Below are 21,959 nucleotides of genomic sequence, written 5' to 3'. Positions count from 1 at the left end.
TCGCCTCACTCTGCCGCCGCCGAGCTCTGCGCGGCCAGCAGCAGCCAGCCGCCATAGAGGATGTAGTAGCTCGCCACCGCCGTGATGATGCGGTTGGCCCAGGTGCGGAACTGCTGCTCGCTCATCGCCTCGAGCAGCCGCCGCGCCAGGCTCGTGCCGAGCATCGACGCGCCGACGGCGACGAGCGCGAGCACCGGATCGAGGCCCGCGGCCTGATCGATGATGCCGCCGAAATAGATCAGCTTGGTGAGGTGGCTCGCGACCTGACACGTCGCCTTGGTGGCGACGATCGAGCGGCGGTCGAACCGCGCGCCGAGAAAGAACGTGTCGAGCAGCGGCCCCGACACGCCGGTCATCAGCATCAGCCCCATGCAGATCGTGCCGTAGATCGCGCCCTGCCAGACGCTGTCCGGATCGGGCTTGAGGCCGGCCGGCATCAGCCGCGCCATGAACGGGGTGACGCCGAGCAGCAGGAGCGCCGCCGGCTTGTCCGGCACGTAGCGCACCAGCGCCCACAGGCCGAGCGCCAGCGCGCAGCCGACGAGATACACCGCGACCGGCCGCCAGCGGATGTGCCGGCGCCACAGCACCGCACGCCAGCCATTGGACGCCATCTGCGTCGCCGCGTGCAGCACCATCGCCGCCGGCAGCGGCATGATCGCCAGCAGCACGCCGATCAGGATCAGCCCGCCGGCCATGCCGAACAGGCCCGACAGGAACGCCGTCGCCACCATCAGCAATCCGAGCGCTGCAATCAGGGCGGGTGTCATGGCTGATCTCCTCGCCATGCAATTTGTCGCACTGGCGATATCCGCACAAACCGAGTTATCTTGCCCTCCATCAGTTTTCCTGAGGGCGCGATGAGACGGCTGCTGTTCCTCAACGGCATCAAGGCGTTCGAGGCGGCGGCGCGCACCGGCAGCTTCGCCGCGGCAGGCAGCGAGCTCAACGTCTCCGCGGCCGCGATCAGCCGCATGGTCAACCTGCTCGAGCAGCGGCTGGGCGTCGTGCTGTTCGAGCGCAAGGCCAACCGCCTGGCGCTCACCGCCGCCGGCCGCGCCTATCAGAGCGGGCTGACGCCGATCTTCGACGCGCTGTCGAGCCTGACCGCGCAGATCATGGCGCCGTCATCGATGCGGGTGCTGACGCTCGGCGTCGGGCCGACGTTCGCGATGAAATGGCTGATCCCGCGTCTGGCCGATTTCAGCACCGAGCAGCCGGACATCGAGGTCCGCATCACCACCGGCGGGGCGGCGGTGCCGTTCGGCGACGATTGGAGCTGCGGCATCAAGCTCGGCCACGGCGCCTGGCCGGGCCTCGTCGCCGAGCCGCTGTTCGCCGCGGATCTCGTGCCGGTGTGCACGCCGCGGCTCGCCGCGACCTTGAAGAAGCCTGCCGATCTCAAGGGCTCGAGCCTGCTGCGGGTGTCGCATGCCGCCGAGGACTGGGCGCTGTGGCTGAAGGCCGCGGGCGTCACGCGCGTCAGCGCGCGCGGCACCGAGTTCCAGTACTATGGACATGCGCTGCAGGCCGCGATCGACGGGCTCGGCGTCGCCATGGGCATCCGTCCCTATATCGACGACGACCTCGCGGCGGGACGCCTGGTTGCACCGTTTGCATTGACCGTCCCAAAAGGCGAGCGCTGGTATCTTGTCTACCGCCATTTCCAGGCCGGCCAACGTGATTTCGCCGCGTTCCGACGCTGGATCATGCGCGCGGCGTCACAGCCCGCGACCCGGAATTCTCAGCGCCGGGACGCCATCAAAAAAGACGCTGACGTGTGAACCTGTTCACAAATGCTCGGACCAATTCATGCTGTCGTTGCCGTTCGGGATATCAGGACTGGGCAATGACGTATTTGTACGAGGACTTCGCCATCGAGCCGTTCGAAGCAGGACGCGGCTTGTGGCACGCGCGGATCCGCCGCGCGGACATGACCCCGGTGGTGATCAATGGCGTTTCGTTCCCCTCGCTCGAAGTCGGCTTCGCCTGGTCCGATGCGGACATGGCGATTGCCGACGCGAAAAGTCATATCGACCGCTTTCGCAAGCGGTGGGGCTGACACCTGCAGACCGAATCGCAGCACTTTGAAGCACGCGACGGAGGATATCGACCGACCCCCGGGAAAAGACGGATAGCGCGACGTGGAACAATCTCCGAGAGTGAAGTCCCCGAGAGTCCCCCCGCGCGGCCAGACGGTTCCAAGCCAACATCAAACGCCAATTCGAAATGCCGAGTGTATTCGTAATGCGGACTGCAATTCATGGCTGAGCCTGCCGTCAAACACCTCGCTTTTTCGGTGCGTACGCGATGCCCGGACTGCGATGCGGAGCTGAGCGTCCTGAGCGTCATCAACGGCCGCGGCGGTTCCGAGTACTGGGCCCTGCAATGCGTCGCCTGCCACGGCGTGCATCTCGACATCGTCGAGCAGCCGACGCGGCATTGAACGGCAGCGTGGCGTCGCGGCAACGCCATCGTGCGCGCCATGGCTCGCGAGTCGCCCGCTGATCTCGTGTGGCCTTTCGGGAGCAGTGCGTCTCGATGCCTGCTGCTGCCACCATGCTGTCAGCAAGGCTGGTGCGCGGCGCCCGATCACTCTTTCAACTCGGCGCCATCCGTCCCATATTCGGGCCATGGCGAAGACCCCCGACACTCCCAAGAAGCCAGGCCGAACCCCGAAATCGAAAGCGCACCGGCCCGACGTGCAGCCGATCGCGCCCGCGCTCGCCGAGCTGCTCAATCCCGCCATCAACCGCGGCGAGAGCGGCATCGGTTCCTCAACGGGACTGAAGCCGCCGCCGGACAATTCCTGGGACCGCCGCAGCGGCGGCGAGGCCGCCGCGCACCGCGCGCGGGCGTCGACGCGCGGCAAGAGCGCTGAGGTTGCGACGGGCGATGCCTCGGCGCGGTCCATGCCGCTGCGGCCGAATCCGCAGCCGGTGGGTGGACGTTCATCGTCAAACAACGATCCGTCGCATGGCCCGCCCCCACCCAACCCTCCCCCGCACGCGGGGGAGGGCTCCAGGCGGCAGGCGCCGCGTGCCGGCGCCAGCGATGATGCCGAGACTGCGCCGCTAGCGTCCCCTCCCCCGCGTGCGGGGGAGGGCCAGGGTGGGGGCCTCCCTCCGCAGCATCACCCCCTCGGGGCGGATGACGCCGCCTCAGCCTCCGGACTCGCCGAAGCGCCGCAAGCCAATTACGGCACCGCCGCCACCATCCCGACGCTCGATCCGGAACTGGCGCGGCAGCTCGGCCTGCCCACCGCCGAGGACGACGAGGAGGCGCTCGCCCGGCCGCCGCGCAACAAGATGGAGGCGCTCGGCGTCAAGGCCACGGCGGAAGCGCTGGAGTCGCTGATCCGCGAGGGCCGTCCCGAGTTCCGCAAGGACGACGGCTCGGTCAAAGTGTGGACGCCGCACCGGCCGCCGCGCCCCGAGAAGTCGGAAGGCGGCGTCCGCTTCGAGATCAAGTCGGCCTATGAGCCGAAGGGCGACCAGCCGCAGGCGATCAAGGAGCTGGTCGAGGGCATCGCGCGCAACGACCGCACCCAGGTGCTGCTCGGCGTCACCGGCTCCGGCAAGACCTACACCATGGCGAAGGTGATCGAGGCGACGCAGCGCCCGGCCATCATCCTGGCGCCGAACAAGACGCTCGCCGCGCAGCTCTATGGCGAGTTCAAGAGCTTCTTCCCCGACAACGCGGTCGAGTATTTCGTCTCGTACTACGACTACTACCAGCCCGAGGCCTACGTCCCGCGCACCGACACCTACATCGAGAAGGATTCCTCGATCAACGAGCAGATCGACCGGATGCGCCACGCCGCGACGCGCGCCCTGCTCGAGCGCGACGACGTCATCATCGTCGCCTCGGTGTCGTGCATCTACGGTATCGGCTCGGTCGAGACCTACACCGCGATGACCTTCGCGCTGAAGAAGGGCGAGCGCATCGACCAGCGCCAGCTCATCGCCGACCTCGTCGCTTTGCAATACAAGCGCACCCAGCACGATTTCACCCGCGGCACCTTTCGCGTGCGGGGCGACGTCATCGACATCTTCCCGGCGCACTATGAGGACCGCGCCTGGCGCGTGAACCTGTTCGGCGACACCGTGGAGAACATCGAGGAGTTCGATCCGCTCACCGGCCACAAGCAGGACGAACTGGAGTTCATCAAGGTCTACGCCAATTCGCACTATGTAACGCCGCGCCCGACTTTGGTGCAGGCGATGAAGTCGATCAAATCCGAGTTGAAGATGCGGCTCGACCAGCTGCATGCGCAGGGCCGCCTGCTCGAGGCGCAGCGGCTGGAGCAGCGCACCACCTTCGATCTGGAGATGATGGAGGCGACCGGCAGTTGCGCCGGCATCGAGAACTACTCACGCTATCTCACCGGCCGGCTGCCCGGCGAGCCGCCGCCGACCTTGTTCGAATACGTCCCCGACAATGCGCTGGTGTTCGCCGACGAGAGCCACGTCACGGTCCCGCAGATCGGCGGCATGTTCCGCGGCGACTTCCGCCGCAAGGCGACCCTGGCCGAATACGGCTTCCGCCTGCCGTCCTGCATGGACAACCGCCCGCTGCGCTTCGAGGAATGGGACATGATGCGGCCGCAGACCGTGGCGGTGTCGGCGACCCCCGGCGGCTGGGAGCTGAACGAGGCCGGCGGCGTGTTCGTCGAGCAGGTCATCCGCCCGACCGGACTGATTGATCCCCCCGTCGACATCCGCCCCGCGCGCACCCAGGTCGACGATCTGCTCGGCGAGGTCCGCGCCACCGCGCAGGCCGGCTACCGCTCGCTGATCACGGTGCTGACCAAGCGCATGGCCGAGGACCTCACCGAATATCTGCACGAGCAGGGCATCCGCGTCCGCTACATGCATTCGGACATCGACACCATCGAGCGCATCGAGATCATCCGTGACTTGCGCCTCGGCGCGTTCGACGCGCTGGTCGGCATCAACCTGCTGCGCGAGGGCCTCGACATTCCCGAATGCGCGCTGGTCGCGATCCTCGACGCCGACAAGGAAGGTTTTCTGCGCAGCGAGACGTCGCTGATCCAGACCATCGGCCGCGCCGCGCGCAACGTCGACGGCAAGGTGATCCTCTACGCCGATCAGATGACCGGCTCGATGGAGCGCGCCATCGCCGAGACCAACCGCCGCCGCGAGAAGCAGGTGGAGTACAACACGGCCCATGGCATCACGCCGGAGAGCGTCAAGAAGTCGATCGGCGACATCCTCAACTCGGTCTACGAGCGCGACCACGTGCTGATCGAGACCGGCGGCGGCACCACCACCGACGACGTCATCTCGATCGGCCACAATTTCGAGGCGGTGCTGGCCGATCTCGAAACCCGGATGCGCGAAGCCGCCGCCGATTTGAACTTCGAGGAAGCCGCCCGCCTCCGCGACGAGGTCAAGCGCCTCCGCGCCACCGAGCTCGCCGTCGTCGACGACCCCACCGCCAAGCAGCGCACCGTGCAGAGCAAGGCGGGCAGCTACGCCGGCGCCAAGAAATACGGCGACGCCGCCAATCTCCCGACCACGGCGATGAAGGGCCGTGGCGCTGCGGCACGCGCTGGCGGCTCCTCTTCACCCTCCCCTGGAGGGGGAGGGTCGGCCGCCAAAGGCGGCCGGGGTGGGGTGAAGCCCCGCGACCCGCTCGCGCCGTCCCTCGACGACATCATCAGCGGCGGCCCAAGCACCGGCTCCAAAGTCCACAAGCCGCATCTCGACGAGATGCACGGCCCGGAATCCCTGCCCTACCGCCCCAACGCCAAGCTGCCGCCAAAGCCATTCGGCAGCAGCAGCAAGATCATCCAGCCCACCAACTCCCGCGAGTCCGGCCCCGAATTCGGCCCGGCTCCGCGCTCGACCGGTGGCGCGCCGGGAAAGCGCGGCGGGTGGAAGAAGCGGTGAGGTGTAAACCTTCTCGCCGCCTCATTGCGAGGAGCGACAACGACGAAGCAATCCAGTCCATGCACTTGGCCTGATCTGGATTGCTTCGCTTCGCCGCTTCGCTCGCAATGACCTCCGGTCCCGCGATCTCGACTGGAATACATATGATGTTGAGCTACTCTGCTCACATGAAACTCGGCTTCGAAGAATCCCAGACCGCCTACACCAGCGGCACGCAGAAGGCGCGGGCGTGGACCGAGGCGTGGGTTGGCGCGCAAGCCTATTGTCCGAACTGCGGCCAGTCGAACATGACGCAGTTTCCAAACAACAGCCCGCTGGCGGATTTTCTCTGTAAAGCCTGCAGCGAAGAATTCGAGCTGAAGAGCCAGAAGAAGGCATTCGGCGCCAAGGTCGCCGACGGCGCCTATGGGACGAAGTGCGAGCGGCTGGCCGCCAGCAACAATCCCAATCTCCTGCTGATGAACTATGACCGTGACACCCGGTCGGTCATCAACCTCTTCGTCGTGCCGAAGCATTTCTTCGTCCGCGATATCATCGAGCAGCGCAAGCCGCTCGCGGCGACCGCGCGGCGCGCGGGGTGGGTCGGCTCGAACATTCTTCTCGATCGCGTTCCCGAGTCGGGCAAGATTCACATCGTGCAGAATGGCGTCGTCCGCGCCAAGGAGCTAGTGCTGCAGGAATGGAGCCGGACGCTCTTCCTCCGCAAGGAATCCCTGGATGCGCGCGGATGGCTGATCGAGGTGCTGAAATGCGTCGAGTCGCTCGGCAAGCCGGAATTCACGCTCGATGATGTCTACGCTTTCGACCGCCATCTCAGCCTGCTCTATCCCGGCAACCAGAACGTCCGGCCAAAAATCCGCCAGCAGCTCCAGGTCCTGCGCGATCAGGGATTCCTGGAGTTCGTAGCGCGCGGCCGCTATCGTTTGAAGACATGAGGTCCGGCAATGGCCTGGTTCTTGAACTTCTATCGCTGTGAACGTTGCGCGCAGGCCTGGACCGATGAATGGTCGTGCATGTGCGACGACGAGTGTCCTCATTGCGGCGCCCGCGACATGTCTCCGTCCCGGAGCGAGGACCTGACAGAGCTGATTTTGAGAAATGAGGATTGCTTTGTCGTCCTGCGATCGGCTGATGACGCCGAGGACGAGCCGTCCTATGAAGAGCTCGGGCGGTTCTCGAGCCGAGCCAAAGCGGAAGAATTTCTCGCGGCGTCGGACCCAAATTAGGGGTGCCCTTCACGAAATCCATCAGACGGCCCGCCAGACAACGCGAGAGATGAAGCGCGCATATTCCGGAAAAAATAAACTTCTTGCGAATTATCAGAAATCATGATTATCTCCTCGCATCCCGCCTCACCGCAGAGGGGCGTAGCGCGCGATCGTCACGACACGCGAGGCGGGGATGCGATGGCCGCGAGAGATCGCAGCATTCTCTTCGACGAGGGTGCCGACGAACGATCGCTTGCGGACGTGAAGTCGCAGCGTCCTGATACCCCGACGCTGGTATCAACCCGGCGCAATGCGAGCGCATGGCGCTGGGGATGGTGGCCAACAAGCCCGGCGCACCAGGGAGACTGCGTATAAGCGTGAAGACCGTCGCGCAGGGAATGCCGGTTGAATCGGCTTTGCCTGTGGTACCTGCCGCCTGCATTTTTTTCGCAGGCGGGCCATGGGTGAGGCCTTCACCCGGCATTCCCTGCGCCCTCTGCACTCACGAGGGCCACGCGGATCGCATCACTCGGGCATCCCATGCCGCGAGACCGCGCCGTCATGTCCCGGACTCTCTTCGGCTGTTTGAATCGTAAATGAGTTCTCCCCTCCGCCGTCGTCCTAGGCAAGCTGCGACGAGCGACAGCGCCGCGCCCATCCATCGTGAGGAGGCGATGCCGGCTCATCCCATCGCCAGCACCGCGACCGACAGCAGCGCCAGCATCACGGTCGAGCCCAGGAGCTGCAGCGATGCCTCGGGCTGCGTGCGCCAGCGCAGCACCTTGTCGGCGAGGCCCAGCGTCGCGTCGTAGAAATCAGCCGCGTAGGCCTGCTTGAGCACGCGCTGAAAGCGCGGCCCCGCAGCGGAAGTCATCAGCACGTGGATGATGGTCGCGCTCGCGACGAAGCCGATGATGCCGGGCCGCAGCGCCGTGCTGTGCGCCAGCTTGAGGATCAGCGCGGCGCCGGCATAGGTTGGAATGGCCTGGAACAGCGCGGTCAGCGCCATGCCTTCGAAGAGGTTGAGCAGCGGCGCCTTCGGCGCGGAGGTGCTGGGAGAGGCGACGGTGAGCATGGCCCGGACATCCGGTTGCGGCGGTCCTCGGCGAGGACCAGACCGCTCCCGTCTAACCGGCACGCCGGAGGAGGACCGTGAGCCCCGTCACGCGAGGCCATCGCCGCCGGCTGGGATGAGGGCACGCCGAGGACGGTCGACGCGCGGCATCGATTAGGTCCGGCCCTGCCCGTTCACCTGGCCCTGCTGCTGCTGACGCTCCTGCTCCTTGGCGCGGTGACGGCCATAGAGGCAGCCGGCGGCGGCGCCGAGCACGCCGTGATGACCGGCATAGTGGCCGGCCACGCCGCCGACGATGGCGCCCTTGATGCACCCCTTGGCCTCGGCGGCCTGCGTCGACAGCAGCGCCAGCGCTGCGACGGAGGCGGCCAGCATGGTCTTCGTGATCGACATCGTCATGATCGAGCTCCGCAAGAATGGTGCGAGGTAACGGCGACGCGGCGGGGCGGTTCCCGCCTCGCAACCGGCATGACGCATTGCGCGAACCTTATCGCGCGCGGTGATGACCCAAGAGCTGAGAAATGAGCTGAGAGATGAGCCGAGAGTGGGCTGAGACATGATCGTGACGCGATCACTCGCCAAGCTTCCGTTCACCGTACCGGCGCATTGAGCCGGCCGACGGTCACACAGGTGGTTGACGGCCGTCCGCCGGCATCTCCAGAACGAGATCGCCGACGCGGACATTCCCGTCAGTGGAGACAGGATGATCGAGCACATCAACAAGCAGCGCGTGCGCAAGCTGCTCGAGGCCCATGCCGCCGGCGATTTCGACAACGTGCTGGCGCATTGCACCGACGACCTCGAGCACTTCGCCTCGGCGCCGATCGACATCTTCCCCCATCTCGGCGGCCGCCGGGGCAAGGCCGAGGTGCGGCAGATGTGGGAGACGGCGCGCAGCCGCTATGCCGAGGTCCGGCACGAGATCAAGACCATGATCTGCGAAGGCGACCAGGTCGCCGTGGATCTGCGCATCTTCCTGCGCAAGCGCGACAACGACCGCATCGTGCAATACGACCTCGCCGCCTTCTACACGCTGCGCGACGGCCGCATCGCCCGCATCCGCGAGATCATGGACACCTACGACCTGGTGCAGCAGGTGCTGGAATGCGATCTCAGCCGGCTGCTGATCGCGGGCGCCGCCCGGCCCTGAGGCCGGCACGGCCGTGGCGGACCAGGGCCTGGACCAGCCGATCACGCAAACGTCACCACCGGCGGCCTCGTCGCCTTGAACCTGTGGCCCGGGCTCCGCACCCCATGAGCGGTGGTATACGGGGCATCGGTGACATGAGAATAGCATTCCTGGCGATGGCCGGACTGGTGATGGGCGTCGTCGGCGGCGCGACGATCGGAGTAGGGCTTGGACTGGCCTGGATCGAGCTGTTCAACACCAGCGAATTCGAAGGCTATGCGGGCATGCTGGTGTTCTTCACCTTCATGCCGCTCGGCGCCCTGATCGGCGGCCTCGCCGGCGCCACCCTGTTCGGCATGGCCGCCTTCCGCGACCACGAGGTCGCGATCGCGCAGCAGCGCATGCAGCATGAAGGGCGTTAGGGCGCGGCGACCGGCGGTCGCGCGCATTTGTGCAATGCAAAAACAGCCGTTGCGCGCGCAGGTGGTTGATTTATGTGAGGCTTAAGAGAGATAGATTCGGCGCCCCGGCGCGACGTCCGTTGCGACGTCGCCTTGAGGCCGGCGCGCCTCCTTGCAAGCCAGTTCAGGATCCCGAGCCGATGACGGAGCACAGCCTCTGGCGTCTGTCGCGCGCATTGCATGGCGCGATCAACGACCGCCGTTTCGACGATTTCGCCGAGCTTCTCGATGACGACATCGACTGGGCCATCTACGGCCCGATCGACATGTTTCCCTTCCTCGGCGCGCGGCACGGCCGCGCCGCCGTGCTCGACGCCGTCAGGCAGATCGCGGACAATGTGAGCATCCGCCGGCTGGAGCGCGAGACCTTGATGCTGGACGAGACCAGCGCGGCGACCATGGTCCGCTGCGCGATGACGGCGCAGGATTCCGACAAGCCGATCACGGCGCGGCTCGCGCAATTCATGCAATTCCGCGCCGGCAAGCTCGCGCGGCTGCGGATCCTGATCGATACGTTCGATCTGGTCGAGCAGACGCTCGGCCGCCCCATCGACCTGCCGCGCATCGGCAGCTTCGCCTGAGCCCGCCGGCGTGTTGGATTGTGGTCACACTCACCGGCAACCCAACAGATCGTGACTGGCGCAGCCATAATTTTGCGCCAAGATTCCACCATATTCCGGCACACAGGTTCGGGCGGCGGGGGTTGCTCTCATGACATCGTATGGTTGCGCGCTGGCGGTTTTCACGGCCGGCTTCGGCCTTCTTGCGTCCGCCGCGCCGGCCCAGACGCTGATGCAGGCGCCGCAGCCGCTGCAGATCACACCCTGGCAGCAGATCGCGCCGGAGCCGGAGGACGAGGACAAGTCCGAGGACCAGGCAGCGGCCGACCCAATGAAGGACATCGACGTCGAGAAGCTCGACTGGAGCCAGCTCGCGATCGACGACACCACCTTCCTCGACCGTCCCGAAGCCGCCGCGGCGGCGAAGCGCAAGGCCGCCGCAGAGAAGGCCGCCGCGCTCGACTGGTCGAACCAGAACAAGGGCAGCCTCGCCTCGGGCGTGTCGGTCAAGCAGTCGGTATCGCCGTTCTGGGACGCCCGCGTCGGCGCCGACATGACGGTCGCGCGGCAGCCGACCACGATGTCGGAATTGCTGGCGGAGAAGGCCGAGAACGGCGGCAATGCTCCGGAATCCGGCGGCTCGGCCTGGGCGGCCGTCACCGCGCCGGGGGCCGGCTCGATCTGGGACAAGACCGCCATCGAGGCCCGCGTCGATCCCGGATCCGATCACAGCCGGCTCGGCACCACCATCACCAAGGCGGTGCCGATCGATCACTACAATCTGACCCTGCAGAACGGCTACAACGTCACCCAGCAGGGCATGGTGCCGATTCCCGGCGCGGCGCCGAAGACCACCAGCCGCAGCTTCGACACCGAGCAATCCGCCAGGCTCTCGATCGGCGACACCGGCACCAGCGTCACCGCCGGCCAGACCCTGTCGTCGAGCGACGACAAATGGCTGCGCAAGATCGGCGCGGAGCAGAAGCTGTCGGATGGTCTCAGCATCTCCGGCTCAGTCAGCGAGACCGCGCAGGGCGGCACCAGCAAGAGCATCTCGGCCGGCTTCAAGCGGAGCTGGTGACGTTCACCATTGCGGCAGCCCGCCACGAATGATCGAACGTTCGCCGCAGCTTCGCCGCGGTGCGGCCCAATTTGGCCGCACTGATAGGCTTTGAGAAGTTCGTCGTGCGGGGACACCGCGCTCGCTTGAACGCGAAATGAGGAATTAGCCGATGAATGTCATTCGTCCGGACAAGATCGATGGAACTGAAGCCGAGCTGGATACGGATCTGGCCGCGGTCTCCGAAGTCGAGGCCGGCATTCGTGATTTCGTCCGTAACGATATCGCCTATCTGCGCCGCCCCAATGCGGCCGCCACGGCCGAGGCCTCGATCGATGCCGATGCAGCAGTGAACAGCGTCACCACGCTGATCCAGCGCGTCGCCGGCACCTCGCTGTCGGAGATCGAGAACCTGATCGGAGAGCTCGAGAGCCTGCGCGAACTGCTGCATGCCGAGGGCCAGCGGGTGCAGCGCGAGATCGCGAGCTATGCACAGCTCAGCCAGGCGGCGATGAAGTCGACCCGGGCGATCGCCGAGAACGTCACGCAGTGGAAGCGCGCCGCCGACGGCCTGCGCAGCAGCTGAACATTCTTTCCGGATCTTGAAGAGGGCCGCCGTGCGAGGCATCGCGCGGCGGTTTTCGTCTTTGCAGCGCCGCGTCCTTGAACGCGCTCCGGCCCTCCCGCGACCAACTTCCGCCGCTCTCGTGGCGGGCAGGTTGCGTCAGGGGGATGTCGCTCTCATGGAAACGATCCGGCCGCACAACACCGATCCGATTCCTCTGCGGCCCAAGCCTCAGCGGATCGGGACCATCATGGTCCGTTTCGTCGGTTTGCTGGTGGTGGCGATGGCGATGGCGATCATGGTGCTCATCTGGAGCCGCTAGATCGCCTCTACGAACAGGACCGCGTGGTCCGTTCTGGTTAACGAGTAGTTAAACTGTCACTCGTTGATCGTCGCTGACGTCTCGAGCGAATACGATCCGTCGGCGTAGCCCTTCACGACCATTCCCGTCGCGAGCATCACCGCGAGCGTCACGCTGGCAAAGATAAAGCCGAGGAGTTTCAGACCACCGCGATCTGCCATACTCATCCCCCACATCCTGATCCCTGATTGGCTGTCTTATAGAGTCGGAGTTCAGAATGCGTTAGCGCGAAGTTCGTTCCGCGCCGACAATCCTACGAAGCGTGACCTTTTCGCCTCAACCGTTGTTCCGTCGAGGGACGAAGGCCGACGCAAGCACAGAGAACACCAGCTCGTCGCGCTGATTGATGCCGGTATTGCGCGCCTGCAGGATGCCCCACTCCGGGCGCGAGGCCGACTCGCGAAGCGAATCAATCTCGCTCGAGAAGCTGATCGTATCTCCTGCAAGCACCGGCTTGTGCCAGCGCAGATCACGGAAGCCGGGAGAAGGACCTCCGAGAGCGATCGGCTCGCCACGCGTGCGCGCGATCTCCAGCAGTCGCTGATTATCCGCGACGATCAGCTTCATGCAGACCGAGCCGATGTGCCATCCCGATGCCGCGAGCCCGCCGAACAGCGATCGGCGGCCCTCTTCCTCGTCGAGATGAAAGCGCTGCGGATCGAATTGAATGGCAAAGCGCTTAATCTCTTCGGCAGTGAACGTGTGGGAGCCGAGCTCGCGGCGCTGGCCGACCTGAAGATCCTCGAAAAAGCGCATCAGCCCACCTGCCCGCGGCTCTCACGGCGCTCGACGATGATGGGAGAAACCATCTCGCAAAGTCTCATGCCCGCCTTGTTGCGCACGCTGCATTTGAAGGTGACGATCCCGGTCGACGGACGGCTCCGCGACACCCGCGCTTCCAGAACCTCCACATCGAGCATCAGCTCATCGTCAGGACGCAGCGGCGACAGCCACCGGACCTCGTTGACGCCCGGTGAGCCGAGCGAAGCGGTGCGGCCGATGAAGCCGTCGAACATCATGCGCATCATCAGCGAGCAGAGGTGCCAGCCCGAGCCGGACAGGCCCTTGAGCATCGACTGCGAGGCAGCCAGTTCGTCCAGATGCATCGGCTGCGGATCAAACTCAGACGCGAAGGCGATGATCTCGTCGCGGGTGACGTGTCGCGGGCCGAAGCTGCCGAACGGGCCTTGCGGAAAATCTTCGAAGGTGAGGGTCATGAGGCTGGGAATGGCTGAAAGAAGCCCGATTGTGGCCGCACTTTGCAGCAATCACAACCGGGCCGCTCGCATGGCTGACGCCCGGTCCAGTCGCAAGAGAGTGCCAGAAGGCGCCATACACCGGAACGAATTCGGCTGCCGCCGATGCCGTCTGGCGCGCAATTCGAGCACGACTTAAAGACGGATTTGACGACCGATTCGGACGTGGCCGGGGGATCAGGATGTTGGAATTTCGCGATTTGTTCCAGTGGGACCGCTTCATCACGCCCACCATCATCAAGACGTTCTATTGGCTCGTGATTGCGCTGATCATCCTGTCGGGAATTCGCGGCATTTTCACGGGCCTCTCCGAAATGGCGATCAGCCCGTTCGGCGGTTTCCTGATGCTGTTGTCGTCGCTCGCCGGCATCATCGTCGGCATGGTGTTCTCGCGCATCATCGCCGAGTTCGTGCTGATCGTCTTCCGCATCAACGAGCATCTCGGCGCGATCCGCGAGCAGGGGCGGATGTAGCCGCCCCGCACGGCCTTAGTTGTTGAAGCGGAAGTGCATGACGTCGCCGTCGGCGACGACATACTCCTTGCCTTCGAGGCGCAGCTTGCCACCCTCGCGGGCGCCCGCCTCGCCGCCGAGCGCGACATAGTCGGCATAGGCGATGGTTTCGGCGCGGATGAAGCCCTTCTCGAAATCGGTGTGAATGACGCCGGCCGCCGCCGGCGCCTTGGTGCCGCGGTGAATGGTCCAGGCGCGCGCTTCCTTCGGACCGACCGTAAAGTAGGTGATCAGGTCGAGCAGCTGATAGCCGGCGCGGATGAGCCGATCGAGACCTGCCTCTTCGAGCCCGAGCGTCTCCAGGAAATCCACTCGCTCCTCGCGCGACAGCGTCGCAATCTCGGACTCGATCTTGGCCGAGATCACGACGGCGACCGCGCCCTCCTCCTTGGCGCGCGCAAACACCGCCTTTGAGAAGCTGTTGCCGTCCTTGGCCGAGCCTTCCTCGACATTGCAGACGTAGAGCACGGGCTTGGAGGTGAGCAGTCCGAGCATGCCGAAGGCGCGCTCCTCCTCCGGCTTGCGCTCCAGCAGCCGCGCGGGCTTGCCGTCGCGCAGCAGCACCAGAGCACGGGTGACCAGTTCGTACTGCTCCTTGGCGTCCTTGTCGCCGCCCTTGGCCTTCTTGGCGAGGTTGTCGACCCGCTTCTCGAGGCTGTCGAGATCGGACAGCATCAGCTCGGTTTCGATGGTCTCGATGTCGGCGAGCGGGGCGATCTTGCCCTCGACATGGGTGATGTCGGAATCCTCGAAGCAGCGCACGACATGCGCGATCGCGTCGACCTCGCGGATGTTGGCGAGAAACTGGTTGCCGAGGCCTTCACCCTTGGAGGCGCCGCGCACCAGGCCGGCGATGTCGACGAAGGTCAGCCGCGTCGGAATGATCTGGCCCGACTTGGCGATCGCCGCGAGCTTTTCCAGCCGCGGATCGGGAACGGCGACCTCGCCGACATTCGGCTCGATCGTGCAGAACGGATAGTTCGCCGCCTGCGCCGCCGCCGTCTCCGTCAGCGCGTTGAACAGCGTCGACTTGCCGACGTTGGGCAAGCCGACGATCCCGCATTTGAATCCCATGATCCGTCTCGCATCCTCTTGAGGCGAGGGCCCGGGGCGCCCTACGCGGCGCCGGCATCGCCCTTGTCCAGAAAACCTTTGGCCTGCAGCGCCAGATGCACCTTGTTGGCGAAGGTGGCGTCGCGCCGGCCCGTCAACAAACCCGCATTGTCGGCCACCGCCTCGCACAGCGCCTCGACCCAGGGCATGTCGGACTTGGCGAAGTCCGACAGCACATGGCCGTGCACCAATTCCTTGACGCCGGGATGACCGATGCCGAGCCGGACGCGGCGATAGTCGTTGCCGAGATGCGCCGAGATCGAGCGCAACCCGTTATGGCCGGCAATGCCGCCGCCGACCTTCACGCGCAGCTTGCCCGGCGACAATTCCAACTCATCCTGAAACACCGTGACGTCGCCGACGCCGAGCTTGAAGAAGCTGGCCGCTTCCTGCACGGCGCGGCCGGATTCGTTCATATAGGTCGTGGGCTTGAGCAGGATGACGCGCTCGGAGTCGAGCGTGCCTTCCGAGGTCTCGCCCTGAAACCTGCGTCGCCACGGCGAAAAGCGGTGACGCCGCGCGATCTCGTCAACGGCCATGAAGCCGATATTGTGCCGGTTGCGCGCATATTTCGCGCCAGGATTGCCGAGGCCGACAAACAGCAGCATGACGCGGCATCCGCCCCCGCCGTCGCTTCGAGAAGCACGGGACCCGCCCGTGCTTCTCATAAGCGGAACGGCTTACTTCTTCTTGTCGCCGCCAGCCGGCGCCTTGGCAGCGGCCGCGGGAGCCTTCGCAGCTGCAGCCGGAGCAGCAGCAGCGGGCGCCGCTGCGGCGCCAGCAGCCGCCTTCTGCTCCTCGCCATAGCCCGACGGCGGCACGATGGTGACGAGCGTCGCGTCGTCGCGCGACAGCGTCTTCACACCGGTCGGCAGCTTGACATCGGAGATGTGCAGCGAGTGGTTGATCTCGAGCGCGCTGACGTCGGCCTCGATGTACTGCGGAATGTTCTCCGCGAGGCACTCGAGCTCGAGCGTGTGGGTCACGATGTTGACGGTGCCGCCGCGCTTGACGCCCGGCGCGCCTTCCGAACCCACCACATGCAGCGGCACGCTGACGCGAATGGTCGCGCCCTGGCCGAGCCGCATGAAGTCGACGTGGATCGGGAAGTCCTTGACCGGATCGAGGTGGAAGTCGCGCGGGATCACCCGGTGCTTCTTGCCGTCGAGGGTGACGTCGAAGATCGTGGTCAGAAACCGGCCCGCAAGGATGCGCTGGCGCAGCTCGCGGTCTTCCACCGAGATCGGCAGCGGGGGCTGGTTGTCTCCATAAATCACTCCGGGCACTCTCCCGGCGCGACGCTCTGCCCGTGCGGCCCCCTTGCCGACTGACGGACGGGCGGTCGCCTTCAGTTCTCTGACGGTCGCCATCGTGTTAAGTCCTTGTTTTAAAAAGTTAAAGGCCGCAATGCGGCCCGTTGCTGGACGTCCTTCGGCAAGCCTCCAGGGGTGCGGGGGCCGCGGACGTGGCGGCGTTCTAGCGGCAAACCCGGGAAATGACAAGGAAATGAAGGGGCCGCCTGCCCCTCCCGTCCCAGGGCGACCCCGGCCGCGGCGTCAGCCATCCGCGCTGCCGGCGCCCGGCGGCGTGCCGGCCGCACCACCCAGCTTGGCTTCCAGCGCCGCGATCCGCGCCTTCAGCGCCTCGTTCTCCTCGCGGGCGAGCCGGGCCATGTCCTTGACCGCCTCGAACTCCTCGCGCTTCACGATGTCCAGGTCGTTCAGGATCTTTTCCGCCTGGTTGCGGATGACGGAATCGACCTCCCGCTTCATGCCCTGGGCGGCACCTGCGGCATCGTTCATCAGGCGGCCGAGTTCGTCGAAAAACCGGTTGTTGGTCTGGGTCATGTGAGAAACTCCGCGTCCCGCGACGAGCAAGATAATGGAAGACAGAATGGCGATCCCTGTCGCCGCCCGCAAGATGGGCCGTCTTGTCATGCCTTGGTTTCCTTGTCATCGTACTTGTTGCGCCGGCCCGCGGCGCTGGTATGAGCAGCCCTGAGATCACATCGCGCCGCGCCCGTTCATGTGGCGGGGCTCGTTCGAAGCCCGCATCGCCCGGGGGCTTCCGGAAGCGGGACGCCGTGTCCACGAAAGCCAGTGAATGACGCCTCTCCTCATCGATTTCCCCGTGTTCGATCCGGTTGCGATCGCGATCGGCCCGTTCGCGATCCGCTGGTACGCGCTGGCCTATATCTGCGGCATCGTGATCGGCTGGCTCTACGCTCGCTCGCTGCTCAAGAAGGAGCGGCTGTGGGGCGGCCCGGCGCCGGTGTCGCTGGTCCAGCTCGACGACTTCATCCTGTGGGTCACGATCGGCATCATCCTCGGCGGCCGCACCGGCTACGTGCTGTTCTACAACCTGCCGTTCTTCATCGATCATCCGATCGAGATCTTCGAGCTGTGGAACGGCGGCATGTCGTTCCATGGCGGCTTCATGGGCTGCGTGCTCGCCGTGATCTGGTTCGCCCGCCGCAACGGCCTGCCGATCCTCTCGCTCGGCGACGTCACCACCGCGGTCGCGCCCATCGGCCTGCTGCTCGGCCGCATCGCCAATTTCATCAATGGTGAGCTGTGGGGCCGTGCCGCCGATACAAGCGTGCCCTGGGCGATGATCTTCCCGCGCGATCCGACCCACCTCCCGCGCCATCCGAGCCAGCTCTACGAGGCCGGCCTCGAAGGCATCGTGCTGTTCATCGTGCTGGCGATCATGATCCGGTTCGGCGCGCTGAAACGGCCCGGCCTGATCCTCGGCAGCTTCATCACCCTCTATGGCGTGGCGCGCATCACCAGCGAGCTGTTCCGCGAGCCCGACAAGCAATTGGGCTTTCTCTGGGGTGGCCTGACCATGGGCATGGTGCTGTCGGTGCCGATGCTGATCATCGGCGCCATCCTGGTGGCGCGGGCGCTGCGCAAGCCCGGGACACATCAAGCCACTCCCCCGCTGCAGGCCAATCCGTGATCGAAACCTCTCCGCTCCACACCGAGATCAAGCGGCTGATCAAGGCATCCGGACCGATGCCGGTCTGGCGTTACATGGAGCTGTGCCTGATGCATCCGGAGCACGGCTACTACATCTCGCGCGATCCGCTCGGACGCGAGGGCGACTTCACCACCGCCCCCGAAGTGAGCCAGATGTTCGGCGAGTTGCTCGGACTGTGGGCGGCCTCGATCTGGAAGGCGACGGGATCGCCGCAGCAATTCCGGCTGATCGAGCTGGGACCCGGCCGCGGCACCATGATGTCGGATGCGCTGCGGGCGCTGCGCGTGCTGCCGCCGCTGTACCAGACGATCTCGGTCCACCTGGTCGAGGTCAATCCTGTCCTGCGCGAAAAGCAGAAGGCGACGCTGACCGGCCTGCGCAACGTCAACTGGCATGAGAGCTTCGACGAGGTGCCGGAGGGCCCCAGCGTCATCTTCGCCAACGAGTATTTCGACGTGCTGCCGATCCACCAGATGATCAGGCGCGAGACCGGCTGGCACGAGCGCGTCGTCGAGCTCGACGAGGAGGAGAACTTCGTCTACGGCGCGGCCGCCGATCCGACGCCCGGCTTCGAGCTGCTGCTGCCGCCGCTGGTGCGCGCCGCGCCGGCCGGCGCGATCTTCGAATGGCGGCCGAACATGGAGATGATGGCCATCGCCAGGCGCATCCGCGACCAGCGCGGCGCCGCCGTCATCATCGATTACGGCCATGTGCGCAGCGACGTCGGCGACACCTTCCAGGCCATCGCCCGTCATAGCTTCGCTGATCCCCTCAAGACACCAGGGCTTGCCGACATCACCGCCCATGTCGATTTCGACGCGCTGGCGCGGGCCGCGGAAGCCGTCGGCGCGCGCGTTCACGGCCCGGTCACGCAGGGCGAGTTCCTGCAGCGGCTCGGCATCGAAACCCGCGCGCTGACCCTGATGCAGAAGGCGTCGCCGGAAGTCTCGCAGGACATCGCGAGCGGGCTGAAGCGCCTGACCGGCGGCGGCCGCGGCGGAATGGGGTCGCTGTTCAAGGTGCTCGGCATCTCCGATCCGGCCATTCCGGTGCTGGCGGGCATCAGCGACGAACACACCAACGAGAACACGGGAGGCGCATGATGCTGGTATCATCGGATGTGATGTCCGCGATCCCTGGCCTGCGCCACGCCTTCTTCACCCGCGAGGGCGGCGTTTCCGACGGCATCTATGCCGGCCTCAATGGCGGGCTCGGATCGAATGACGTGCCGGAGAACGTCCGGGAAAACCGCCGCCGCATGGCCGCCCATCTCGGCGTCGCGCCCGACCAGTTCCTCAGCCTGCACCAGATTCATTCGCCCGACGTCGTGGTTGCGACCGGGCCCTGGGACGGCCCCGTCAGGCCGAAGGCCGATGCGCTGGTGACCGCAACGCCGAATCTCGCGATCGGTGTCACCACGGCCGATTGCGGGCCGATCCTGTTCGCCGACCCCGAGAGGCGCGTCATCGGCGCCGCCCATGCCGGCTGGAAAGGCGCGCTCACCGGCGTGCTCGAAGCCACGCTGCAGGCGATGGAGCAGCTTGGCGCCGAGCGCGGGCAGGTCATCGCCGCCGTCGGACCCCTGATCCGCCAGCCGAGCTATGAAGTCGGCGCCGAGTTCGTCACGCGCTTCCTCGACGACGACGCCGAGCACGCGCGCTTCTTCCTGCCCTCGACGCGCGACGGCCACGCAATGTTCGACCTCGCCGGCTTCATCCGGATGCGGCTGGAAAACGCCGGCGTGCTGCTGATCGACGACCTCGGCCTCGACACCTATGCCGATGAGCGCTTCTTCAGTTACCGCCGCTCTGTGCATCGCAGGGAGCCGGACTATGGCCGGCACGTCCATGCCATCATGCTCGAAGGCTGAAGCGGGGCGCCATTGTGGCCGCATGTGGATTGCTTAACCCTTTCTGTACAACTGAGTGCACTCTGTCCCAATCTGTGGCAGCCGCGACCTAGACGTTAATCGATTTTAACGATATCGCTCCCGACGATGAGGGGAGCGCCGACACCACTTCGACGGATCAGCCGCGCTGCGCAGCACGCCTGCGTTGCCGTTTTGCTGATGACGTCCGCTGCAACGCTCGGCGGCTGCGCGACCAGCAGCGGTGGCCCGTCCAACGCCTATGCGATGGCGCCTGCATCGGATAGCGCCACGATCGCCTTCGAGCAGATCGACGGCCCGCCGCCGCAGATCTTCGACCGCATGGTCAGCGTGCTCGACAGCGAGTCCAAACTGCGCAGCCTCGCCATCGTGTCGCGCGAGGCCCCTGCAGCGTATCGTGTCCGCACCTATCTCTCCGCCCAGGTCGTCAGCGGCAAGAGCGTGATCGCCTGGGTGTTCGACGTCTATGATCGCAATCAGCAGCGCGCGCTGCGGCTGTCGGGCGAAGAGCCGGTCGGACGCGGCGGCCGCGATCCGTGGAACAATGTCGACGACATGGTGCTTCGGAAAATCGCGCAGGCGGGCTTCAGCGGACTTTCGAACATGCTGAACGGCACCGCGCCCGCCGACGGCGCGCCACCGGCGGCACCGGCCACCCGCGGCCCCGCGGTCGCCGTGGCCGAGCCCGCGTCGCCGGCGTCCGGCGGCACCAGCGTCGCGGCCCTCGGCTACACCGACCATTAGGCAAAGAGGCGCATTTTGCGCCGTTTTTGACCGGGAAAAACACCTGCGGCGGGTTGCCATGCGCGCGGTGTCCTTGATATCACCTCGCCCGTGCAAAACTGCCGGTTCCATGGATAGCCCGATATGCTGAACAAGGTCTCCAGCGAGACGCGAGGAGAATTCACGATGTCGGCCAAGAACGGCTCCATCAAACTCGTCGCCGGCAACTCCAATCCGGCTCTCGCCGCCGGCATCGCCGCTGAACTTGGGCTGCCGCTGACGAAAGCGGTGGTCCGGCGCTTCGCCGACATGGAGATCTTCGTCGAGATCCAGGAGAACGTCCGCGGCTCCGACGTCTTCATCATTCAATCGACGTCCTATCCGGCGAACGACCTGCTGATGGAGCTCCTGATCATCACCGATGCGCTGCGCCGCGCCTCCGCGCGCCGCATCACCGCCGTGGTGCCCTATTTCGGCTATGCGCGGCAGGATCGCAAATCGAACTCGCGCACGCCGATCTCGGCCAAGCTCGTCGCGAACCTGATCACCCATGCGGGCGTCGACCGCGTCATGACGCTCGATCTGCACGCCGGCCAGATCCAGGGCTTCTTCGACATCCCGACCGATAACCTTTTTGCCTCGCCGCTGATGGTGCGCGACATCAAGGATCGCTTCGATCTCTCCAACCTCATGGTCGTCTCGCCGGACGTCGGCGGCGTGGCGCGCGCCCGAGGCCTGGCCAAGCGCATCAACACGCCGCTCGCCATCGTCGACAAGCGCCGCGAACGTCCCGGCGAGTCCGAGGTCATGAACGTGATCGGCGACGTCTCCGGCCACACCTGCATCCTGATCGACGACATCGTCGATTCCGGCGGCACCCTGGTGAACGCGGCGGATGCGCTGCTCAAATACGGCGCCAAGGACGTCTACGCCTACATCACGCATGGCGTGCTCTCCGGCGGTGCCGCGTCCCGCATCACCTCGTCGCGGCTGAAGGAGCTCGTCATCACCGACTCCATCATGCCGACCGAAGCGGTCCGCAACGCCCCCAACATCCGCACGCTGGCGATCGCGCCGCTGATCGCCGAGGCGATCGGGCGGACGGCGGCGGAAGAATCGGTGTCGAGCCTGTTCGACTGACCTCGGTTGTC

28 protein-coding genes are annotated in these 21,959 nt (G+C 65.8%); 18 read left to right on the top strand and 10 right to left on the bottom strand.

Features of this window, described 5'->3' with window-relative positions; genetic code table 11:
* Positions 1 to 5: 5 nt before the first annotated feature.
* Positions 6 to 770 (bottom strand): sulfite exporter TauE/SafE family protein, encoded by a 765-nt coding sequence (locus QX073_RS13745; RefSeq protein WP_315714097.1) that lies wholly within the window; start codon positions 768 to 770, stop codon positions 6 to 8.
* A 90-nt stretch (positions 771 to 860) separates the two neighbouring features.
* On the opposite strand from QX073_RS13745, the gene QX073_RS13740 reads away from it, so the two are divergent.
* The 6 genes from QX073_RS13740 to QX073_RS13715 all read left to right on the top strand — a co-directional run bounded on the left by QX073_RS13740 (position 861) and on the right by QX073_RS13715 (position 7,141).
* Positions 861 to 1,784 carry a LysR substrate-binding domain-containing protein gene (locus QX073_RS13740; RefSeq protein ID WP_315714096.1) on the top strand — a complete coding sequence of 308 codons (924 nt, stop codon included), beginning with the start codon at positions 861 to 863 and terminating at the stop codon, positions 1,782 to 1,784.
* A 65-nt stretch (positions 1,785 to 1,849) separates the two neighbouring features.
* On the top strand, positions 1,850 to 2,062 hold the full coding sequence (locus tag QX073_RS13735) for a hypothetical protein (RefSeq protein ID WP_315803493.1): 213 nt from the start codon (positions 1,850 to 1,852) through the stop codon (positions 2,060 to 2,062).
* Positions 2,063 to 2,263: 201 nt separating this feature from the next.
* Positions 2,264 to 2,446, top strand: a complete 183-nt coding sequence (locus QX073_RS13730) for a hypothetical protein (RefSeq protein WP_315714095.1) — start codon at positions 2,264 to 2,266, stop codon at positions 2,444 to 2,446.
* 187 nt (positions 2,447 to 2,633) lie between these two features.
* Positions 2,634 to 5,915, top strand: coding sequence for an excinuclease ABC subunit UvrB (gene uvrB, locus QX073_RS13725; RefSeq protein WP_316166506.1), 3,282 nt, complete (start codon positions 2,634 to 2,636; stop codon positions 5,913 to 5,915).
* A 146-nt stretch (positions 5,916 to 6,061) separates the two neighbouring features.
* Positions 6,062 to 6,850, top strand: a complete 789-nt coding sequence (locus tag QX073_RS13720; RefSeq protein ID WP_315714093.1) for a DpnI domain-containing protein — start codon at positions 6,062 to 6,064, stop codon at positions 6,848 to 6,850.
* Between the two features lie 9 nt (positions 6,851 to 6,859).
* Positions 6,860 to 7,141 (top strand): hypothetical protein, encoded by a 282-nt coding sequence (locus QX073_RS13715; RefSeq protein ID WP_315714092.1) that lies wholly within the window; start codon positions 6,860 to 6,862, stop codon positions 7,139 to 7,141.
* 664 nt (positions 7,142 to 7,805) lie between these two features.
* Here the strand turns inward: QX073_RS13715 and QX073_RS13710 are convergent.
* Both QX073_RS13710 and QX073_RS13705 read right to left on the bottom strand, forming a co-directional pair.
* Positions 7,806 to 8,198, bottom strand: coding sequence for a hypothetical protein (locus QX073_RS13710; RefSeq protein ID WP_315714091.1), 393 nt, complete (start codon positions 8,196 to 8,198; stop codon positions 7,806 to 7,808).
* A gap of 153 nt (positions 8,199 to 8,351) precedes the next feature.
* Positions 8,352 to 8,573 (bottom strand): hypothetical protein, encoded by a 222-nt coding sequence (locus tag QX073_RS13705; protein WP_315714380.1) that lies wholly within the window; start codon positions 8,571 to 8,573, stop codon positions 8,352 to 8,354.
* Between the two features lie 328 nt (positions 8,574 to 8,901).
* Between QX073_RS13705 and QX073_RS13700 the strand changes: the two genes are divergently transcribed.
* The 6 genes from QX073_RS13700 (at position 8,902) to QX073_RS13675 (ending at position 12,295) form a co-directional block, all read left to right on the top strand.
* Positions 8,902 to 9,348: a nuclear transport factor 2 family protein gene (locus tag QX073_RS13700; protein ID WP_315714090.1), complete on the top strand. Its 447-nt coding sequence runs from the start codon at positions 8,902 to 8,904 to the stop codon at positions 9,346 to 9,348.
* A 134-nt stretch (positions 9,349 to 9,482) separates the two neighbouring features.
* Positions 9,483 to 9,749: a hypothetical protein gene (locus tag QX073_RS13695; RefSeq protein WP_315714089.1), complete on the top strand. Its 267-nt coding sequence runs from the start codon at positions 9,483 to 9,485 to the stop codon at positions 9,747 to 9,749.
* Positions 9,750 to 9,928: 179 nt separating this feature from the next.
* Entirely contained in the window at positions 9,929 to 10,369 is a 441-nt protein-coding gene (locus QX073_RS13690) for a nuclear transport factor 2 family protein (protein WP_315714088.1), read from the top strand.
* Positions 10,370 to 10,499: 130 nt separating this feature from the next.
* The gene (locus QX073_RS13685) at positions 10,500 to 11,429 is read left to right on the top strand and encodes a hypothetical protein (protein WP_316225880.1); all 930 of its coding nucleotides are present in this window, start codon (positions 10,500 to 10,502) and stop codon (positions 11,427 to 11,429) included.
* A gap of 151 nt (positions 11,430 to 11,580) precedes the next feature.
* A complete protein-coding gene (locus tag QX073_RS13680) occupies positions 11,581 to 11,994 on the top strand; it encodes a hypothetical protein (protein WP_315714086.1) in 414 nt (137 codons plus the stop codon).
* Positions 11,995 to 12,151: 157 nt separating this feature from the next.
* Positions 12,152 to 12,295 (top strand): hypothetical protein, encoded by a 144-nt coding sequence (locus QX073_RS13675; RefSeq protein ID WP_316225879.1) that lies wholly within the window; start codon positions 12,152 to 12,154, stop codon positions 12,293 to 12,295.
* A gap of 56 nt (positions 12,296 to 12,351) precedes the next feature.
* Here QX073_RS13675 and QX073_RS13670 read toward each other — a convergent pair whose 3' ends face one another.
* The 3 genes from QX073_RS13670 to QX073_RS13660 all read right to left on the bottom strand — a co-directional run bounded on the left by QX073_RS13670 (position 12,352) and on the right by QX073_RS13660 (position 13,551).
* Positions 12,352 to 12,501: a hypothetical protein gene (locus tag QX073_RS13670; protein WP_315714401.1), complete on the bottom strand. Its 150-nt coding sequence runs from the start codon at positions 12,499 to 12,501 to the stop codon at positions 12,352 to 12,354.
* A 109-nt stretch (positions 12,502 to 12,610) separates the two neighbouring features.
* Positions 12,611 to 13,090 (bottom strand): MaoC family dehydratase, encoded by a 480-nt coding sequence (locus QX073_RS13665; protein ID WP_316225878.1) that lies wholly within the window; start codon positions 13,088 to 13,090, stop codon positions 12,611 to 12,613.
* Entirely contained in the window at positions 13,090 to 13,551 is a 462-nt protein-coding gene (locus tag QX073_RS13660; RefSeq protein ID WP_315714379.1) for a MaoC family dehydratase, read from the bottom strand. Before QX073_RS13660 ends, QX073_RS13665 begins: the two co-directional genes overlap by 1 nt.
* 221 nt (positions 13,552 to 13,772) lie before the next feature.
* On the opposite strand from QX073_RS13660, the gene QX073_RS13655 reads away from it, so the two are divergent.
* Positions 13,773 to 14,063: a DUF4282 domain-containing protein gene (locus QX073_RS13655; protein ID WP_315714083.1), complete on the top strand. Its 291-nt coding sequence runs from the start codon at positions 13,773 to 13,775 to the stop codon at positions 14,061 to 14,063.
* Positions 14,064 to 14,078: 15 nt separating this feature from the next.
* Here the strand turns inward: QX073_RS13655 and ychF are convergent, their stop codons facing one another.
* From ychF to QX073_RS13635, 4 genes are all read right to left on the bottom strand, one after another.
* Positions 14,079 to 15,176, bottom strand: coding sequence for a redox-regulated ATPase YchF (gene ychF / locus QX073_RS13650; RefSeq protein WP_316169335.1), 1,098 nt, complete (start codon positions 15,174 to 15,176; stop codon positions 14,079 to 14,081).
* Positions 15,177 to 15,217: 41 nt separating this feature from the next.
* Positions 15,218 to 15,823, bottom strand: coding sequence for an aminoacyl-tRNA hydrolase (gene pth / locus QX073_RS13645; RefSeq protein ID WP_316225877.1), 606 nt, complete (start codon positions 15,821 to 15,823; stop codon positions 15,218 to 15,220).
* A gap of 72 nt (positions 15,824 to 15,895) precedes the next feature.
* Entirely contained in the window at positions 15,896 to 16,585 is a 690-nt protein-coding gene (locus QX073_RS13640; RefSeq protein ID WP_315714080.1) for a 50S ribosomal protein L25/general stress protein Ctc, read from the bottom strand.
* 186 nt (positions 16,586 to 16,771) lie between these two features.
* Positions 16,772 to 17,062: an accessory factor UbiK family protein gene (locus tag QX073_RS13635; protein WP_315714079.1), complete on the bottom strand. Its 291-nt coding sequence runs from the start codon at positions 17,060 to 17,062 to the stop codon at positions 16,772 to 16,774.
* A 256-nt stretch (positions 17,063 to 17,318) separates the two neighbouring features.
* Between QX073_RS13635 and lgt the strand changes: the two genes are divergently transcribed.
* The 5 genes from lgt (at position 17,319) to QX073_RS13610 (ending at position 21,948) form a co-directional block, all read left to right on the top strand.
* Positions 17,319 to 18,176, top strand: a complete 858-nt coding sequence (gene lgt / locus QX073_RS13630; RefSeq protein ID WP_316191554.1) for a prolipoprotein diacylglyceryl transferase — start codon at positions 17,319 to 17,321, stop codon at positions 18,174 to 18,176.
* Positions 18,173 to 19,300: a class I SAM-dependent methyltransferase gene (locus QX073_RS13625; protein ID WP_315714077.1), complete on the top strand. Its 1,128-nt coding sequence runs from the start codon at positions 18,173 to 18,175 to the stop codon at positions 19,298 to 19,300. Before lgt ends, QX073_RS13625 begins: the two co-directional genes overlap by 4 nt.
* A gap of 20 nt (positions 19,301 to 19,320) precedes the next feature.
* The gene (gene pgeF, locus QX073_RS13620) at positions 19,321 to 20,067 is read left to right on the top strand and encodes a peptidoglycan editing factor PgeF (RefSeq protein WP_410052370.1); all 747 of its coding nucleotides are present in this window, start codon (positions 19,321 to 19,323) and stop codon (positions 20,065 to 20,067) included.
* Positions 20,068 to 20,265: 198 nt separating this feature from the next.
* Complete coding sequence (locus QX073_RS13615) at positions 20,266 to 20,829, top strand: hypothetical protein (RefSeq protein ID WP_315752719.1); 564 nt, start codon at positions 20,266 to 20,268, stop codon at positions 20,827 to 20,829.
* A 165-nt stretch (positions 20,830 to 20,994) separates the two neighbouring features.
* Positions 20,995 to 21,948 carry a ribose-phosphate pyrophosphokinase gene (locus QX073_RS13610; protein ID WP_315714378.1) on the top strand — a complete coding sequence of 318 codons (954 nt, stop codon included), beginning with the start codon at positions 20,995 to 20,997 and terminating at the stop codon, positions 21,946 to 21,948.
* Positions 21,949 to 21,959 lie beyond the last annotated feature (11 nt).

Source organism: Bradyrhizobium sp. SZCCHNS3052 (assembly GCF_032484495.1).
Classification (GTDB): Bacteria; Pseudomonadota; Alphaproteobacteria; order Rhizobiales; family Xanthobacteraceae; genus Bradyrhizobium.
The sequence above is the reverse complement of the archived record's forward strand: the minus strand, read 5'-3'. Positions and strand labels throughout refer to the sequence as shown.

Excerpts from the sequence above, each read along its gene's own strand:
- QX073_RS13745 (WP_315714097.1), bottom strand. The coding sequence starts at position 770 with ATGACACCCGCCCTGATTGCAGCGCTCGGATTGCTGATGGTGGCGACG.
- QX073_RS13740 (WP_315714096.1), top strand. The coding sequence starts at position 861 with ATGAGACGGCTGCTGTTCCTCAACGGCATCAAGGCGTTCGAGGCGGCG.
- QX073_RS13735 (WP_315803493.1), top strand. The coding sequence starts at position 1,850 with ATGACGTATTTGTACGAGGACTTCGCCATCGAGCCGTTCGAAGCAGGA.
- QX073_RS13730 (WP_315714095.1), top strand. The coding sequence starts at position 2,264 with ATGGCTGAGCCTGCCGTCAAACACCTCGCTTTTTCGGTGCGTACGCGA.
- uvrB (WP_316166506.1), top strand. The coding sequence starts at position 2,634 with ATGGCGAAGACCCCCGACACTCCCAAGAAGCCAGGCCGAACCCCGAAA.
- QX073_RS13720 (WP_315714093.1), top strand. The coding sequence starts at position 6,062 with ATGTTGAGCTACTCTGCTCACATGAAACTCGGCTTCGAAGAATCCCAG.
- QX073_RS13715 (WP_315714092.1), top strand. The coding sequence starts at position 6,860 with ATGGCCTGGTTCTTGAACTTCTATCGCTGTGAACGTTGCGCGCAGGCC.
- QX073_RS13710 (WP_315714091.1), bottom strand. The coding sequence starts at position 8,198 with ATGCTCACCGTCGCCTCTCCCAGCACCTCCGCGCCGAAGGCGCCGCTG.
- QX073_RS13705 (WP_315714380.1), bottom strand. The coding sequence starts at position 8,573 with ATGCTGGCCGCCTCCGTCGCAGCGCTGGCGCTGCTGTCGACGCAGGCC.
- QX073_RS13700 (WP_315714090.1), top strand. The coding sequence starts at position 8,902 with ATGATCGAGCACATCAACAAGCAGCGCGTGCGCAAGCTGCTCGAGGCC.
- QX073_RS13695 (WP_315714089.1), top strand. The coding sequence starts at position 9,483 with ATGAGAATAGCATTCCTGGCGATGGCCGGACTGGTGATGGGCGTCGTC.
- QX073_RS13690 (WP_315714088.1), top strand. The coding sequence starts at position 9,929 with ATGACGGAGCACAGCCTCTGGCGTCTGTCGCGCGCATTGCATGGCGCG.
- QX073_RS13685 (WP_316225880.1), top strand. The coding sequence starts at position 10,500 with ATGACATCGTATGGTTGCGCGCTGGCGGTTTTCACGGCCGGCTTCGGC.
- QX073_RS13680 (WP_315714086.1), top strand. The coding sequence starts at position 11,581 with ATGAATGTCATTCGTCCGGACAAGATCGATGGAACTGAAGCCGAGCTG.
- QX073_RS13675 (WP_316225879.1), top strand. The coding sequence starts at position 12,152 with ATGGAAACGATCCGGCCGCACAACACCGATCCGATTCCTCTGCGGCCC.
- QX073_RS13670 (WP_315714401.1), bottom strand. The coding sequence starts at position 12,501 with ATGAGTATGGCAGATCGCGGTGGTCTGAAACTCCTCGGCTTTATCTTT.
- QX073_RS13665 (WP_316225878.1), bottom strand. The coding sequence starts at position 13,090 with ATGCGCTTTTTCGAGGATCTTCAGGTCGGCCAGCGCCGCGAGCTCGGC.
- QX073_RS13660 (WP_315714379.1), bottom strand. The coding sequence starts at position 13,551 with ATGACCCTCACCTTCGAAGATTTTCCGCAAGGCCCGTTCGGCAGCTTC.
- QX073_RS13655 (WP_315714083.1), top strand. The coding sequence starts at position 13,773 with ATGTTGGAATTTCGCGATTTGTTCCAGTGGGACCGCTTCATCACGCCC.
- ychF (WP_316169335.1), bottom strand. The coding sequence starts at position 15,176 with ATGGGATTCAAATGCGGGATCGTCGGCTTGCCCAACGTCGGCAAGTCG.
- pth (WP_316225877.1), bottom strand. The coding sequence starts at position 15,823 with ATGCTGCTGTTTGTCGGCCTCGGCAATCCTGGCGCGAAATATGCGCGC.
- QX073_RS13640 (WP_315714080.1), bottom strand. The coding sequence starts at position 16,585 with ATGGCGACCGTCAGAGAACTGAAGGCGACCGCCCGTCCGTCAGTCGGC.
- QX073_RS13635 (WP_315714079.1), bottom strand. The coding sequence starts at position 17,062 with ATGACCCAGACCAACAACCGGTTTTTCGACGAACTCGGCCGCCTGATG.
- lgt (WP_316191554.1), top strand. The coding sequence starts at position 17,319 with ATGACGCCTCTCCTCATCGATTTCCCCGTGTTCGATCCGGTTGCGATC.
- pgeF (WP_410052370.1), top strand. The coding sequence starts at position 19,321 with ATGTCCGCGATCCCTGGCCTGCGCCACGCCTTCTTCACCCGCGAGGGC.
- QX073_RS13615 (WP_315752719.1), top strand. The coding sequence starts at position 20,266 with ATGACGTCCGCTGCAACGCTCGGCGGCTGCGCGACCAGCAGCGGTGGC.
- QX073_RS13610 (WP_315714378.1), top strand. The coding sequence starts at position 20,995 with ATGTCGGCCAAGAACGGCTCCATCAAACTCGTCGCCGGCAACTCCAAT.